Annotated in this window: 20 protein-coding genes; 17 read left to right on the forward strand and 3 right to left on the reverse strand. The window is 30.4% G+C overall.

What is annotated here, in order from left to right; all coding sequences use genetic code 11:
• The first annotated feature begins 33 nt into the window (after nucleotides 1-33).
• From E0K96_RS09730 to E0K96_RS09755, 6 genes are all read left to right on the forward strand, one after another.
• Entirely contained in the window at nucleotides 34-1,374 is a 1,341-nt protein-coding gene (locus E0K96_RS09730; RefSeq protein ID WP_168082860.1) for a PTS sugar transporter subunit IIC, read from the forward strand.
• On the forward strand, nucleotides 1,358-4,012 hold the full coding sequence (locus E0K96_RS09735; protein WP_370519918.1) for a glycoside hydrolase family 38 N-terminal domain-containing protein: 2,655 nt from the start codon (nucleotides 1,358-1,360) through the stop codon (nucleotides 4,010-4,012). Before E0K96_RS09730 ends, E0K96_RS09735 begins: the two co-directional genes overlap by 17 nt.
• A gap of 39 nt (nucleotides 4,013-4,051) precedes the next feature.
• The gene (locus E0K96_RS09740) at nucleotides 4,052-4,813 is read left to right on the forward strand and encodes a MurR/RpiR family transcriptional regulator (RefSeq protein ID WP_168082864.1); all 762 of its coding nucleotides are present in this window, start codon (nucleotides 4,052-4,054) and stop codon (nucleotides 4,811-4,813) included.
• 20 nt (nucleotides 4,814-4,833) lie between these two features.
• The gene (locus E0K96_RS09745) at nucleotides 4,834-7,041 is read left to right on the forward strand and encodes a glycoside hydrolase family 3 N-terminal domain-containing protein (protein WP_168082866.1); all 2,208 of its coding nucleotides are present in this window, start codon (nucleotides 4,834-4,836) and stop codon (nucleotides 7,039-7,041) included.
• A gap of 74 nt (nucleotides 7,042-7,115) precedes the next feature.
• Nucleotides 7,116-7,751, forward strand: a complete 636-nt coding sequence (gene ispD / locus E0K96_RS09750; RefSeq protein WP_168082868.1) for a 2-C-methyl-D-erythritol 4-phosphate cytidylyltransferase — start codon at nucleotides 7,116-7,118, stop codon at nucleotides 7,749-7,751.
• Between the two features lie 31 nt (nucleotides 7,752-7,782).
• Entirely contained in the window at nucleotides 7,783-8,910 is a 1,128-nt protein-coding gene (locus tag E0K96_RS09755; RefSeq protein WP_240924492.1) for a glycoside hydrolase family 10-like protein, read from the forward strand.
• Nucleotides 8,911-8,940: 30 nt separating this feature from the next.
• Here the strand turns inward: E0K96_RS09755 and E0K96_RS09760 are convergent, their stop codons facing one another.
• Nucleotides 8,941-9,642, reverse strand: coding sequence for an MmcQ/YjbR family DNA-binding protein (locus E0K96_RS09760; RefSeq protein ID WP_168082870.1), 702 nt, complete (start codon nucleotides 9,640-9,642; stop codon nucleotides 8,941-8,943).
• Between the two features lie 14 nt (nucleotides 9,643-9,656).
• Nucleotides 9,657-10,262, reverse strand: coding sequence for a peptidoglycan recognition protein family protein (locus tag E0K96_RS09765; RefSeq protein ID WP_168082872.1), 606 nt, complete (start codon nucleotides 10,260-10,262; stop codon nucleotides 9,657-9,659).
• Nucleotides 10,263-10,547: 285 nt separating this feature from the next.
• Between E0K96_RS09765 and rpsF the strand changes: the two genes are divergently transcribed.
• The 10 genes from rpsF to E0K96_RS09815 all read left to right on the forward strand — a co-directional run bounded on the left by rpsF (nucleotide 10,548) and on the right by E0K96_RS09815 (nucleotide 14,941).
• On the forward strand, nucleotides 10,548-10,835 hold the full coding sequence (rpsF, locus tag E0K96_RS09770; protein WP_087244235.1) for a 30S ribosomal protein S6: 288 nt from the start codon (nucleotides 10,548-10,550) through the stop codon (nucleotides 10,833-10,835).
• 14 nt (nucleotides 10,836-10,849) lie between these two features.
• Nucleotides 10,850-11,305, forward strand: a complete 456-nt coding sequence (gene ssb, locus E0K96_RS09775; protein ID WP_087244236.1) for a single-stranded DNA-binding protein — start codon at nucleotides 10,850-10,852, stop codon at nucleotides 11,303-11,305.
• Between the two features lie 14 nt (nucleotides 11,306-11,319).
• On the forward strand, nucleotides 11,320-11,547 hold the full coding sequence (gene rpsR, locus E0K96_RS09780; RefSeq protein WP_087244237.1) for a 30S ribosomal protein S18: 228 nt from the start codon (nucleotides 11,320-11,322) through the stop codon (nucleotides 11,545-11,547).
• Between the two features lie 509 nt (nucleotides 11,548-12,056).
• Nucleotides 12,057-12,332 (forward strand): hypothetical protein, encoded by a 276-nt coding sequence (locus E0K96_RS09785; RefSeq protein WP_168082874.1) that lies wholly within the window; start codon nucleotides 12,057-12,059, stop codon nucleotides 12,330-12,332.
• On the forward strand, nucleotides 12,320-12,850 hold the full coding sequence (locus tag E0K96_RS09790) for a relaxase/mobilization nuclease domain-containing protein (protein ID WP_168082876.1): 531 nt from the start codon (nucleotides 12,320-12,322) through the stop codon (nucleotides 12,848-12,850). The genes E0K96_RS09785 and E0K96_RS09790 overlap by 13 nt, the downstream gene beginning before the upstream one ends.
• A 197-nt stretch (nucleotides 12,851-13,047) precedes the next feature.
• A complete protein-coding gene (locus E0K96_RS09795) occupies nucleotides 13,048-13,221 on the forward strand; it encodes a helix-turn-helix domain-containing protein (RefSeq protein WP_168082878.1) in 174 nt (57 codons plus the stop codon).
• A gap of 79 nt (nucleotides 13,222-13,300) precedes the next feature.
• The gene (locus tag E0K96_RS09800; RefSeq protein ID WP_168082880.1) at nucleotides 13,301-13,582 is read left to right on the forward strand and encodes a hypothetical protein; all 282 of its coding nucleotides are present in this window, start codon (nucleotides 13,301-13,303) and stop codon (nucleotides 13,580-13,582) included.
• Between the two features lie 132 nt (nucleotides 13,583-13,714).
• Nucleotides 13,715-14,401 (forward strand): DNA-processing protein DprA, encoded by a 687-nt coding sequence (locus tag E0K96_RS09805; protein ID WP_168082882.1) that lies wholly within the window; start codon nucleotides 13,715-13,717, stop codon nucleotides 14,399-14,401.
• A gap of 11 nt (nucleotides 14,402-14,412) precedes the next feature.
• Complete coding sequence (locus E0K96_RS09810; protein WP_168082884.1) at nucleotides 14,413-14,760, forward strand: DUF2958 domain-containing protein; 348 nt, start codon at nucleotides 14,413-14,415, stop codon at nucleotides 14,758-14,760.
• Nucleotides 14,753-14,941 (forward strand): hypothetical protein, encoded by a 189-nt coding sequence (locus E0K96_RS09815; RefSeq protein ID WP_168082886.1) that lies wholly within the window; start codon nucleotides 14,753-14,755, stop codon nucleotides 14,939-14,941. The genes E0K96_RS09810 and E0K96_RS09815 overlap by 8 nt, the downstream gene beginning before the upstream one ends.
• Nucleotides 14,942-14,962: 21 nt before the next feature.
• Here the strand turns inward: E0K96_RS09815 and E0K96_RS09820 are convergent, their stop codons facing one another.
• A complete protein-coding gene (locus E0K96_RS09820; RefSeq protein WP_168082888.1) occupies nucleotides 14,963-15,295 on the reverse strand; it encodes a helix-turn-helix domain-containing protein in 333 nt (110 codons plus the stop codon).
• 140 nt (nucleotides 15,296-15,435) lie between these two features.
• Between E0K96_RS09820 and E0K96_RS12355 the strand changes: the two genes are divergently transcribed.
• A partial coding sequence (locus E0K96_RS12355; RefSeq protein ID WP_370519919.1) for a zinc-ribbon domain-containing protein occupies nucleotides 15,436-15,612 on the forward strand: 177 nt, incomplete at its 3' end.

Below are 15,612 nucleotides of genomic sequence, written 5' to 3' on the forward strand. Positions count from 1 at the left end.
CTGTATACTGTGTATTGTTGAGGAGGAAAAAATATGAAATTAATTATGTCATTTTTAGAGAAGTATCTTATGCCACTTTCTGATAAGGTCACTTCAAACAAGTTATTAAATGCGATTAAAGACGCATGTATCTTAACGAGTCCATTTACTGTTGTTGGATCTCTTGCAGGTTTAGTGAGTCAACAAGCTAATTATTGGTTTGGTGAATGGGGAATTTCTTTAGATGGAATCTTAGGAAGTATTATTAATGCTTTCGCAAATATTAATACAGTCGCTATGGGTATGACTGGTTTAGTTGTTGTATTGGCTTCATCTTACAATTATTCTAATCAGTTAAGAGCAAATAAAACAGGTGATAAATGTGTTCCATTAGTAGCTTGTATTGTTTCACTTATTGCATATATTGCAACAATTCCAAATGCTATTGATGTTGGTGATTCAACAATTACAGCATTCCAAATTAATTTCTTCAACTATGAAGGTATGTTTACAGGAATGATTATTGGTTTAGCATCATCATTCTTATATTATCATTTGGTGAATTCTAAATATACAATTAAATTACCAGGACAAGTTCCACCAATGGTTTTAAATTCATTTTTATCAATTATTCCATTTTTTGTCATTATGGTTATTTTCTCAGTTATTAAAGAAGTTGTTGTGCTTTGCGGGTATGCTTCATTACAGGCATTAATTACTGAATTTATTATTTCACCATTAAATGGTATTGGTACAGGATTACCAGCAGTTATTTTAGTTATCATTATTATGCAATTATTATGGTTCTTTGGTGTTCATGGATTCTCAATTATGTGGGGATTAATCTCAGTTTTATGGATGCCAATTTTCTATGAACACATTCAAATGTATGTGGAAACAGGATCTTTTGATGGAATTACACAAGTTGCTCCAAATACATTATGTAATGTTTATGCCATGATTGGAGGATCTGGTTCAACATTGGCTCTTGTTGTACTGTTATTAGTATTAGGTAAAAAAGGTTCTGCTGAAAGATCTATTGGTAAAGTTGCAATTATTCCAGGATTATTTGGTATCAATGAACCAGTTACTTTTGGTTTACCAATTGTATTAAACCCAATTATGTTCTTACCATTTGTTTTTGTTCCTGTTATTAATGCAATTATTGGTTATTTTGCGACTTCTTGGGGTTGGGTTAACCATTTAGTTGTCTTAAATTCAGGTGTAGAACCTATCTTTGTCAATGCATGGGTATTAGGTGCATTTACAATCAGTCCAGTTATCTTATGTATTGTATTGTTTATTATTGATTTAATCTTATATTATCCATTTGTCAAATTACAAATTAAACAAAATAGTATTGAAGCCCAGAATGAAGGTGTTGTTCTTGAGTAATATTCATTTTATTCCTCATGTTCATTGGGATAGAGAATGGTTACGTTCAACAGATGCTTCACGTATTAAACTTTGTTATTTCTTTGATCGTTTAATTGACATGTTAGAAAACGATCCACAAATGAAATATTTTACATTCGATGGACAAACTGCTGCTTTAGAAGATTATTTAAGTATTAAACCATTTCAAAAAGAGCGTATTGCAAGATTAGTCAAAGCTCGAAAATTATTTATAGGTCCATGGTATGTGCAACCAGATATGATTATTCCATCAGGAGAAGCATTACTTAGAAATTTAATTATAGGATCTCAATATGCGCAGTCATTTGGACATTGCCTCCAAGTTGGATGGGTTCCAGATGCATTTGGTCAAAATAAAATTACGCCTTATCTATTTAAACAAATTGGTATGAAAGGTGTTTATGCATGGCGTGGATTTGATTATGATTGTTTAGAAGATTCATTGTTTTTATGGGAAGGAAATGGCAATACAGTTTTACCGGCTATTCATTTTGCTTTAGGATATGGACATTATCGTGGTTTCCCAGAAGATTATGAAGATGTTAAAAAGGATATGGAAAATTTTATTCCAAAACTTAAAGAACGTTATCAGGATGGCGAAATATTATTTATGCTAGGAAGCGATTATGCTTTCCCTAGACGCCATTCTTCTCAAATGATCAATCGTTTACAAAAAGATGGATATCAATGTCAGATGACAAACCCTGAAGAATATCTTGAAAATATTTTAAAAGCTGCTAAGCAAAATCATCATGAATTAAAAGTCTATAAAGGTGAAGCAAGAAGTGCAACTTTAGGACGTATTCATGCAGGAATTACGTCTACACGTATAGATATAAAAAATGCGATGCGTTATTATGAAACAATCATGGCAAAAGTTGTAGAACCAATGATCAGTATGACACGTTCACTTGGTGGTCACTGTGATCAGGAATTAATCAATTATTTCTGGAAGATTATCTTTAAAAATCAGTTCCATGATTCTATATATAGTTCTTCGCCAGATAGTATCAATCATACGGTAGAAAATCGTTTATTAAATTTACGACATGGTTTGAATGAACTGATTTGGATGAATTTTAGATTTTTAGCCGAAACAGTGGATTTAAGTGAATTAAATGATCAGGAAGATATTTTGGTATTATTTAATACTTTACCGTATCAAAGACAAGATTTTGCCTTTGTAAGTATGATTGTCAAAGATAAAGATTTTGTATTAAAACGTCATGATGGGACAATTGTTCCTTATCAATTCATGAATGAAATAAAAGAGACATGTCATGATATTGAATACTATAATGGTATGGAAAACTTCCATGACTCAGGAGAAGTATTAGAGGGTACAAAATTTAAAGTTCAATTCAAAATTGACACTTCATTTTTACCACCAATGGGTTATGAAATCTTAAAAGTTTGCTTCAAAGAAAAAACATCTACATCTCTACAAGGAGATGTGAGTGTGATGAATCGAGGAGCACAAAATAAATATTTATCAGTAGTGATTGAAGAAGATGGCACTTTAACAGTCACAAATAAACTGACAGGTGAAACTTATCATCATCTTCATACATTACTTGAAAAAGGTGATGATGGTGATGAATATAATTACTCACCATGTATTGATGATCAAGAAATCAGAATTAATAATGTGAAACCAACTATAGAATTGGTAGAATCATCATCAATTGAAGTCAAATATCGTATCACTTTTGATACAGCTGTGCCATCAAAAGTGGTGGACCATCATCGTAGTCAAGAAACAAAACCATTACGTATTATCACGGATGTTTCTTTAAAGGCTCATAGTCAGACAGTTGATTTTGAAACAACTATTGAAAATCATTCTTGTGATCATATTGTCAGAGTTGCTTTTGATGATATCTATACTTCTAAACAAAATTGTAGTCAAGATCAACTCGGAACTATTATTAGAGATAATGTAATCACAAATCAAAAAGGCATAGAAAATGGGGCAACAGAATATGTTTTACCTATCTATGCGATGCAACGCTTTGTGAAATTAAATCATCAAAATGCTATCATGTCATTATTAAGCCAAGGACCTCTTGAATATGAAGTAGAAAATGATCAAAGAATTTGTTTAACACTTTTAAGAAGCGTTGGAAAATTTGGAAAAGCTGATTTACTGATCAGACCAGGAAGATCATCAGGATATCGTATGGATACGCCATCTTCACAATTGTTGGATAAAAAAGTAACGAGTCAATACTCACTTTTCTTTGGTGAAAGTCAACAAATGTCTGATTTGGTTCGTACAGCTGAAATATTAAATACACCAGTTCAAACACGTTATCTTAATGATATCAGCCGTCAAAAAAATAAAGGATTAAAATGGCAATATGAAGATATAAAATTAGATACAAGAGTTGAACTGATGGCTTATAAGAAAGCTGAATGTGGTCAAGCGTCAGTCATCCGTATTCTTAATAATCGTGATGAAGATATTGATAATGTTGTTTTATATGTTCCAGCAGATAAAAAATGTTATCTTGGGGATGCATTAGAAGAAAAACAAGAAGAACTTGAAAATCAAGATGGAAAAATTTATATCAAAAGCATGATGTCAAATACTTTTGTAACTGTTATAATAGAGTAGATTTTCTACTCTATTTTCATATGAAAGGATTGATTGTTTATGAGTCTCATTAAAAATTTTCAAGAATATGGAAATCATTTAACTGAACTAGAAGTGGAATGTTTTCATAAACTTTTGAGTTTTCAGGATTTACAGCCAAATTTAACAATATCTTCATTATCTGAGGCTTTAAATGTATCCACAACAACTATTTTTAGAATGGTGAAAAAATTAAATTATAAAACATTTATGGATTTTCGCTATGATCTTTTATACCATCGTAGAGATGAATATGAATATACATCTAGATGTGATAATGTTTGTGATACTATTGAAAAAGAAATCAAAGATACAATGTCTATGTTAAGACATTTAGATATTGGAAAAGCTATTGAAAGTATAGTACAGGCTAAAAATGTTCTTGTTTGTTCCTCTGGGATGAATAAATATGTTGCGAAGATATTGGCAGTAAAACTGAGTTTATTTGGAATCAGAACAATATATCCAGATGATAATTGGTTTTTATATTTAGAAGCGAATCATTTAACTGCTGAAGATTTTGTCATTGTGATTTCACGTGGTGGGGAAACAAAAGATATTATTGACGTTATGAAAACTGCTAAAATGAATGGATGTCAAATATTATTGATTTCAGAAAAAATAAATTCAACGATGTCAAAACTATCTGATTATACTGTGAATGTATCAGTATCAAAAGATGAAGGATATGATATTGATTCACGTTTACATATGCATTTGGCTATTGAATATTTACTTAGAGAATTAGTGAATCAACATTTATATAGTAAAAAATATTTATAAATAAAAAATGAGGAAAGAAAATGGTAGAAAATATAATTAAACAAATGACTTTAAAGGAAAAGGTTGGTCAATTAAACCAGCATTTATATGGTTGGCAATGTTATCAGAAGGTAGGAGACCATTATGAATTAACAGATTTATTTAAAAAGCACGTTAAAGAATATGGAGGCGTTGGTGCGATTTATGGAATTATGAGAGCTGATGCCTGGTCACAGATTGATGAACATAATGGGATTACACGCCAAGAAAGTTATCAGGTTATTCAAATGATTCAGGATTATATCAAGAAACATTCGCGTTTTCAAATACCCGCCTTGATTACAGAAGAATGTGTTCATGGTCATATGGCATTACAAAGTCCTGTCTATCCTACGCAACTAGCGATGGGGATGACCTGGAATCCTTTGTTGATGGAAAAAATTGCACAGAATGTCAGTCAGGAATTAGCCGCCAAAGGTGGAAATCTTGCTTTGTTTACTGGTTTTGATGTATTAAGAGATCCACGTTGGGGAAGAAGTGAAGAATGTTTTAGTGAAGATGCGTATTTGACTTCACAAATGATTCAAAGTGCTGTGCAGGGATTTGAAAAAGATCAAAACGGGGTCAGCGTTGTTGTGAAGCATTTATGTGCTCAAGGAGCCTGTGAAGGTGGACATAATTCGGATGCGGCTAAAATTGGTCCAAGAGAATTAAGAGATATTCATTTGCCACCAGTCAAGGCAGCAGTCAAAGCAGGTGCAAGAGCTGTTATGGCAGCTTACAATGAAATAGATGGAATTCCCTGTCATATTCATAAAAATCTTCTTCATCATATTTTAAGAAAAGAGTATGGTTTTGATGGCATTGTCATGGCTGATGGATGTGCTTTAGACAGACTGTTATTATTAAATGACAATCCTTTACAAATGGGAAGTCTGGCTTTAAAAGCAGGTGTTGACTTGAGTTTATGGGATCAGGTTTATACCAGACTTGATGAAGCTGTTAAACAAGGCTATATCACTGAAGAAGAATTAGATATAGCGGTTGAAAGAATTTTAAGACTCAAAGAAAAGTTAGGTCTTTTTGAACCTTCACAAAATATACCATTGCCTCAATGTGATGAATTATTGTTGCAAAGTGCAAGAGAATGTCAAGTATTATTAAAAAATGATGATCATATTTTACCATTAAAGAAAACACAAAAAATTGCTGTGATTGGACCAAATGCCCATCATTATCTCCATCAATTGGGTGATTATACAGCTTATCAAAATCCCCAAGACATTGTGACTGTTTATCAGGGAATCTGTAAAAAAGCTTCACAAGTCAGCTATGCATTAGGATGTACAACAAGAAAGAAACAATTTGAAAATTTAGATGAAACATTAAAGATTGCAAAAGAGGCAGATGTTGTTGTTTTGGTTTTAGGTGGTAATAGTACGCGTTTATATCAAAATGCTTTTGAAAATAATGGTGCATTAAGAATTCAAGATGAAAATGAAATGAATTGTGGAGAAAATATTGATTTAGCAAGTCTTGAATTAGAAGGATATCAGAATCAATTATTAAAAGAGATTCATCGCGTGAATCCAAATATTGCCACAGTCCTGATTCAAGGAAGAGTTCATGTGATCAATGATGTCATGCGTTATTCTCAAGCTGTTGTGGCTAGTTTTTATCCTGGTTCAAGAGGTGGAGATGGAATCGCTGATGTGCTATTTGGAGATTACAATCCTAGTGGACATTTGAGTGTTTCTATTCCACGTCATGTAGGGGCATTGCCATGTTATTATAATCATAAACATAACGGAGCACAAAAAGATTATATAGATTTACCATCTGGTCCATTGCTTCCATTTGGTTATGGACTGAGTTATACAACATTTGAATATCAAAATATATCTTTACCTCAAAAGATTTCCATTCAGGAATTAAAGGAAAAAGGACTCACTATTACTTTAGATGTCCATAATACAGGTCAAAGAGATGGGCAAGATGTGGTTCAGATTTATATCAAGCATTTACAATCAAGCATTGTTTCTAGAGTGCTGGAATTAAAAGGATTCCATAAAGTATATGTTCCTCATCATGCTGTTCAGACAATCAGTATCACATTGAGTTATGATGATCTGGCAATATGGAATATAGATATGGAACATATTGTAAAAACAGGACGTTTGGCTGTTTGTGTCGGTCAAGATTCACAAAATTATAAGGAATATATTGTCTGTATTGAAGAAAGCTGCTAAGGTAGCTTTTTTTGATAAATCATGGTAAATATGGTATGATAAATGCAGTTTATAGAGAGAAAAGAGGAAGAACAATGTATAGTGTCATTATTTTATGTGCTGGACAGGGGAAAAGAACAGGATTGAATTATAATAAAATGTTATATTCATTTCGTGGTAAGACAGTCTATGAAATGACTTTACAAACTTTTATCAATGATACACGCTGTCAACAGATTATTGTTGTGACAAGACCTGAAGAAAGAAAAGAATTTCAACAATTATTAAGTGATGAACGCATAGAGTTTGTTGATGGAGGAAAGGAAAGACAGGATAGTGTATTTGCAGGTTTACAACATGTTGTATATGAAAATGTTTTGATTCATGATGGAGCCAGACCTTATTTAAAAAAGCAACAGATTGATGATCTGTTAACATGTCTAAAAGAACATCCAGCATGTTTGTTAATGGTACCTTGCAAAGACACAATTAAAAGAGTGATTGATGGTGTTGTCGAAGAAACACTTAATCGTCAAGAATTAATGCAGGCACAGACACCACAGGCTTTTCATACCAAACTGATTTTAGATGCTTACACAAAAGCGATACAACAGCACTATTTGGCTACTGATGATGCTCAAATGGTAGAACATTTTACTGATGAAAAAGTCTATTTTGTTTTAGGGGATTATGAAAACAAAAAAATTACAACAAAAGAGGATTTAAAATAAATCTTTTGAATATAATCAATGGGGTGGTCTTTTGAAAAAGAAAAAACACAGTTTACTTGTTATTATAATATTATTATGTATCTGTTTGACTATTTACTTCTTTATGCCACATCCACCATGTTCATTATCTTCTTTTGACAAAAGAGCTGTCTGGTTTGCGTATGGAGATTTAGAACAGTTTTCTTATGAATCAAAGGAAAGCTTTGAAGAAGATTTTTCACAAGCTATTGAAAATATAAAAGATTATAAAATCAATACCGTTATTGTTCAGGTGCGTGCTTTTAGTGATGCTTTATATGCATCAGATTTGTTTCCTCTCTCAAGAGTGATTACACATCAGGAATCATTATCATTTGATCCATTAGAAGTGATGATTGACATTGCTCATCAACAAGGTATGTCCATTGAAGCATGGATTAATCCCTATAGAGTCTCTTTAAATCAAGCAAGCTTTGAACAGTTTTTAAATCATTCACCGCATCGTGACTGGTTGGAAGATGCAACTCAGACAATTGGTTATGCCACATATCAATATATTTTAAATCCTGCCAGTCAGTCAGTGAGAGATTATATTGTTGATGGAGTGAAAGAAGTTGTGGAAAACTATGATGTTGATGGTATACATTTTGATGATTATTTTTATGTATCAGGAACACATGATGGCACAACAGCCAATCAACGTATGGATTATGTTAATATGCTCATACAGGATGTTTATCAGACAATTAAAGAGGCTGATGAAAATGTTGTATTTGGCATCAGTCCTCAAGGCAATTATGAAAATTGTTTAAATGATGGGGCTGATATTGATACATGGTTAGGGGAAGAAGGCTATATTGATTATTTAATGCCTCAGATATATTGGAGTGATCAGTATGGTGAAGATAAAAAAACAACAACGTTTACTGATCGATGTGAGCAATTTGCAAAAATACCAAGACATCAAAGTGTTATGTTATATGCTGGATTAGCTCTTTATCGTGCTGGTGATGCTGTTGATGAGGATTATGGATGGCAGGAAAACTCTCGTAATATTGCTTCACAAGTTCAAATTCTATATGAAAATGGATATAAAGGTTTTAGTTTATTTCGATATGATTCATTCCTGAAAGAATCATCAATACAGGAATTAAATGAATTATTAAGGCAACATGCATAAAAAAGGATGCGACCAATCGACTTATATAGTCTATTGGATGACATCCTTTTTTGTTTTTGTATGGATTGTTTGTGTCAATTGATAACTTTCATCTATATATTTGAAAATATCTTCATCAGATAATGTTTCATCTAAGATGATAGAAATCCATTTCTTTTTATTCATATGATAAGCTTTATAAAAACCATTTTCTTGAAGTAATTGTAAAATATGTTCTTCTTTTAATTTTAAATTGATGATTTCTACATCCCCGTTTTCAGAAGTGATTTTATTTTTATTGATGTTCATCATTAAAGCATACCATTTTTGGTTATTGTGATGTCTAAAAACGCCATAGTGAGGATCGCTCGTCCATGGAAAATCAGGATAATCATGATATGTTTTTATTATGTAATCAGCAATTCTATTAGCTTGAGGATATATAAAATATTGCGGTGTAGTACATTTGTCTTTGATATCATTTAAAATCTTTTCATATTCTTGACGTATTTTTGTGATAAATTCACCAGTTTGCGCTTTGATACGAAAATTGATATATTCTTCATGAAAAGCTAAATCAATCATTTTTCCATGAATATCTTCATCAGTATTGATAGTAATGACTACTTGAAAGCTATTATCTAAAATATTTTGAATATAAACATATTGATGACATTCTTTTTGAAAGCCATAGGCTATCAGTTTATTAAAATCAATTTTTGTTCTTTGAAATATATCTTGTTCTAAACTCAAGATGAATCACCTCATTATAGAGAATTTAAGAATTCTTGCCATTGATCTTCATGATCAACAAAATATTTAGGACAGATTTTACCAGTAATATCATAATGTCTAATCACATCTTGACTTTGTAAGTGATAGGAGTCCATTAAAGCACGTACGAGTTTTTGTAATGACTGGTAAGTTGCATCATTAAACTGTCCGCTTTCATCAGGATGGCAGCATTCAATAGAAATGGTATCTTTATTACGACTATTAGAAGCATAAGCCACTTCATTTAAAGGAATACATTGAATGATTTCTCCTTCTAATCCAATGATAAAATGGCTAGATACAGAAGTCGTTCTGGTTGTTTTCAGATTTTCAAAATAATCTCTGTTATTTTGAGCAGTGGAACCAGGATTGGCAGTATAGTGAATCACAATACCATTAACTCTTGGTAATGTTTTTCCACTTCGCGAATTGGGATTAACCGTTAAAAATTGATGTTGTATAGATAAGCCATCAACCTGATATTCTTCAATATCATTATGATGACGTGAAGACAGATAAATTGTTCCTATGCCAATGATCAGTAAAATCACAAGCATACAAATCATAGGCTTTTTATTGATTCTTTTTTTCTTTGCCATAAGATCACCTCGCTTTTACATTATGTCATGATAGCATTGAAAATGTATAAATAATTTCTTAATATTTTATAAATTGATGTGGATATCATCTATTATATCATGATTGTTGATTTGAGAATATCAAATGATTATTGTATTGTAAAAAGTATTGATTTTATGAGGTTTTTATATATGTCTGGATTGACAAAAGGGCGTATATGTGGTATATTACGTGAGCATGTAATAAATTTACTGCCTGTCTATATTTAAGATATAGACCATTAGACCATAGGAGGAGGTAAAAAGATGAATAAGTACGAAATCATGTTTATTGTAAAACCTGATGTTGAAGAAGAAACAAGAAATGCATTAATCGAAAACTTCAAAAACATTTTAACAAATGGTGAAGGAACTGTAGATAATGTTAATGAATGGGGATTACGTGATTTTGCTTATGAAATTCAGGATTACAAAAAAGGATATTATGTTGTCGTAGATACAACAACTACTCCTGAAAATATTTCTGAATTTGAACGTATTTCACGTATCAATGCAAACGTTATCCGTCATATGACTCTTAGAAGATCTAAATAAGAAGGTGAATTCTGATGATTAATCGTGTTGTATTAGTTGGAAGAATGACGAGAGATCCTGAGTTAAGAAGAACAAATAGTGGGGCTGCAGTTACAAGCTTTACTTTAGCATTAAATCGTAACTATAATTCAGCAGATGGACAACAGGCTGATTATATCAATTGTGTTGTTTGGAATAAAGTTGCTGAAAATGTAGAAAGATATTGTTCAAAAGGTTCATTGGTAGGTGTCGAAGGAAGACTTCGTTCACGTAGCTATGATAATGCTCAGGGACAAAAAGTGTATGTTGTTGAAGTTGTTTGTGACAGTGTACAGTTCTTAGAAACAAGAGCTGCTAGAGAAAGAGCACAGCAACAGCAACCACAAGTATCACAAGATAACTTCTATGATATGAAAACAGTAGAATTAGAAAAGGATTTTGATAATTCTTTTGATTCATTTGATATCATGGAAGATGATATTCAATTTTAAGGAGGAAAAGGTTTATGGCATTCAAAAGACAAAGACCAAGAAAAAAAGTTTGCTATTTTACAAAAAACAAGATTGATTACATCGATTACAAAGATGTTGAATTATTAAAAAGATTTGTTTCTGCTAACGGTAAAATCATTCCTAGACGTGTAACTGGAACAAGTGCTAAATATCAAAGACAATTAGCAGTTGCTATTAAACGTGCTAGACAAATGGCTTTATTACCATACGTTGGTGAATAATTGAAATAGCCTGAAATTTGAAAATAAATATAAGCCTATAAATACTTGATTATTCAGTATTTATAGGCTTTTTTGTACTTTTTTATTTCTTATAAAGTCTTATAACTTTTTATAATTTTTTTACAAAATGGTGTACGAAATGGTGTAAAAATGAAAAATGGTGTATAAAAATTTGTTTTAGTTTTATAAAAAATGATAGTAGTGTTTACTATCATTTTCTAACTTCTACACCGATTGTTTGATGATCCATTTATAATCCACCCTCTTTTAGTAATAATTATAAGTCTTATTGTTACTAAATGCTAGGTATTATTAGATTAATTAATCTTTAATGTTCATAATAATTCTTTGCATCCATATAAAATATTAATATTTAATTATGATACATAACATATAAGTAAAAGTATGTATCAATCATAATGGTCATTGTCCGACCATTGCGCATACTTGCTACATATCCTTTATAGGATATGACTATATATAAGTGGTACAAAAAGGAGGTAAAGAAGATGGCTAAGAAAAGTATTGTAGCACGAATTGATTTTAAAACAACTCAGGAAAAAAAAGTACAGATGCAACTTAGAGCACAACAGAATGGCGTTACTCTTAGTTACTTGATGAATGATTTGGTAGATTCATACTTACAAGGAGAAAGTTTTTTTATGAAGAGAAAAGAATTTTCTTCATGTTTGGTAAGACTATTACAGGCTTCGCAGTGTATAAGTGATAAGGAAGTAAGAACAGCTATTCAAATGGAATTGGAGGAAATGCAATGTCTAATCTAATATATAAAAACAGACAATATCTTAATGAAGATGCATTGGAAAACATTGTTGCATATGCATTGAGAACTGATAAAGATGATCTGAACAATCCTATACAGAGAATAGCATGGGGAGGACAAGGAATTATTACCAGAACACCTCAGAGTGCCATTGATGGATTTAATGCTGTAAAAAAAATATATCAAAAAACTGATGGAAATCTCTTGCATCATATTATTATTACATTTAGAACACGACATAATCATAAGCCTGTTACTAATTACGAGATAATTCAGATCATGTCAAATGTTGGTTTTCAATTACTTAAAGATGGATTTCAAAATATGTATTTTGTACATAATGAACATGATTCCGTTCATGCTCATCTTGTAATCAATTCTATTAATTTTATGACAGGAAAAAGGATTGCTGACAAAAATCATTTGACTCATGGTATTATTTCTAATCTGTATCAAATGACACCTAATCTGCAATGGGACTTTAGAGTTTTGTATAAAAGAAATGATTATTATATATAATTTTATATATTGATAATGTAGGAAGTATAGGGATATAGAATAAGCATTATTGATGTATTAAAAAATGTTAATTTGAATTAAAAAATCAACTATTTTAATTTTAAAAATGATCATTAAGATATGCTATGGATTCATATTAATTATATAAAATCAATAAAACATATAGATATACATCAAATGATTGGAGGTTTTATATTATGGATGAACCATTAATGACAGTAGAAGAGGTATCAGTAATGCTTAACATTTCAGAACAGACGATAAGAAGATATATAAGAAACAAGGAATTGAATGCAATAAAATTTAAAAGAAGTTATCGTATTACTAGAGATGATTTAAACAGATTTATAAAAGAACGATATGGACGTTGAGTAATAAAGAAAAAGTATAATCTTTCAATTATATATTATATCTGTGAATATAAGATAAGATTGAAGGAGGTACTAAACAATGAGTGAACTTTATATTCAAAATGTTATTCGCAGTCTTAAACAATTAGAGATTGCAAAGGAAAAAATTGATAAGGAAATCAAGGAACATGAAAGTGAAATCAAAAAGTACATGTTGATGTATAATTTAGAGGAGCTTCAGGGAATGAATGGGGAGAAGGCGATTTATAAGGAGATTCTTGGTCGAAGATTTGATTCCAAGAGTTTTAAACAAAACTTTGCAGATTTGTATTATTCTTATATGAAAGATACAAAAAGCTTAAGATTTAAATTTAGCTATTAGGAGTGTTTTATGGAAAAACTAGTATTATCAATTCTAACAGCTATTATGATTTATATTTCAGAGAAAAATAATAACTAGGGATTAGCATTATGCTAATCCCATTAATTTTTATGACGAAAGGAAAATAGAAAAATGAGCGATTTAGTATTATATTTTTCAATAAAATATGAAGGTAATTTTAATAAGATATATAAAGCATTATTAAATAAAGAAAAATTTGATAAAGAAGCAATCATTAAAATGAAAGAACAATTGGATTGTCAATACATAACAATATTTGATGATGAATATCCTGATGAATTAAAAGAAATCAATTGTCCACCATTTGTTCTTTTTTATAAGGGAAATATCAATTTATTGAAAGAGAAAAAAATGTGTTTGGTTTCATTAGAAAATAATCATTCCACTAAATTACTATTAGATCAATTTGTTAAAGATATGATTAGCAAAGATGAGTTTATACTTATACGACCAGATAGGAGTTGGCTATTTGATTGTAAGATAAAGACAATAAAGATTGTGGATAGAGGAATTTCATTTTACGATGATATAGAAAATAATAATACGCTTATTATTAGTGAATATCCAAATTTTGTTGATCCCCCAAAAAAGAACTTACCATTTTCATATAGAATTGTAAGTGGTCTAGCAAATAAGGTTGTACTAGCTCAATGCTATGATACTAATGAAGAAGTTATGACAATTGCGTTTGCAATTGAACAAAATAAAGATATGTACCTTATTGGTAATGAATTTGAGTTATTTGAAATGTTTAATCCTTCAAAGATTAAACATATTGAAAACTATAATGAAATATAGAGGAATTGGGTATGAAGCTAATGACTAATCAAATAGAGAATGAGTTAATAAAATATGGCATTGAAGGGCAAAGTAATTTAGGTTATGACTCAAAAATTATTGTTAAATATTTTAATCCATATGGCAAAGGCACCTGGATGATTACAGGTGGAGAACAAATGGAAAATGGAGATTGGTTATTATTTGGTTATGTCAATCTTATTTGCAGTGAATGGGGATATGTAATGTTATCTGAACTAGAATCTTTAACATTAAAAAATGGATTACCTCTGATTGAAAAAGATTTTTACTTGAAAAATGATATAACAGTTCGAGAAGAATGCATAAGATTGGGAATCGATTGTGATAGTGATGAATGAAGAAGAAATTGATAAATTATATTTTGATCTTGAACCAATAGAGGCAGTCTTATCTATTTTCTCTAGTTTAGAACAAGATGCTAACTCAATATATGTATCTATCCTTGCAGCTGATTATTGGATGAAAATAGTACAGATTCGTAACCAATTAAAAAAGAAACTAGAAAATTTAACCCCTTAGCCATAAAAAAGCTAAGGGGTTTTATTCATCAATTATTGTCTTTGCTATTTTTGCAATTAAATCTAACTGTTTGTTTGTTGCTTTTGAACATATTTCATCAAGTTGTTTAAGATAGTAATTTTTTTCTAATGTAGAAGTGCCTGCAATTAGAAATGCAAGATCAAGTTTAAGATAGTTAGCAATAATTGAAAGAGTCTCTAATGTTGGACATGATTTTCCGTTTTCTGTCTTCGATATATAATAAGAAGATAAATTCAAATCTTGAGCCATTTTCTCTTGTGTGATTTGTAATTCATTTCTTCGAGTTTTAATCCTTTTGCCAATTTTTGCATAATCAATTGTAGAATTGAGCATAATTAATCACCTCATATATTGTTTATCATACAAAGTATTTGTAAAATTAAACACAAACCAATAGAACAAGTTGAACTAATAATGCAATATATGGTAAAATATATTTAAATTAAGGATATTTTTTGAGAGGAGAGAGAGTTATGAAATGTGAAAAATGTGGAAATGAAATAACTGAGGAAGATATATTTTGTCAGAACTGTGGTTGTAAAATTGAAAGGGAAGAGCAAATAGAATTAAATAAAAATATTAACGAAAAAGAAATAGAAACAATTTCCAATAGTGATGATTTAAATTTACATAAAAAGAAAAGTAAAAAA

Origin of the sequence: Massilimicrobiota sp. SW1139 (assembly GCF_012027715.1) — a bacterium.
GTDB lineage: Bacteria > Bacillota_I > Bacilli_A > Erysipelotrichales > Coprobacillaceae > Allocoprobacillus > Allocoprobacillus merdigallinarum.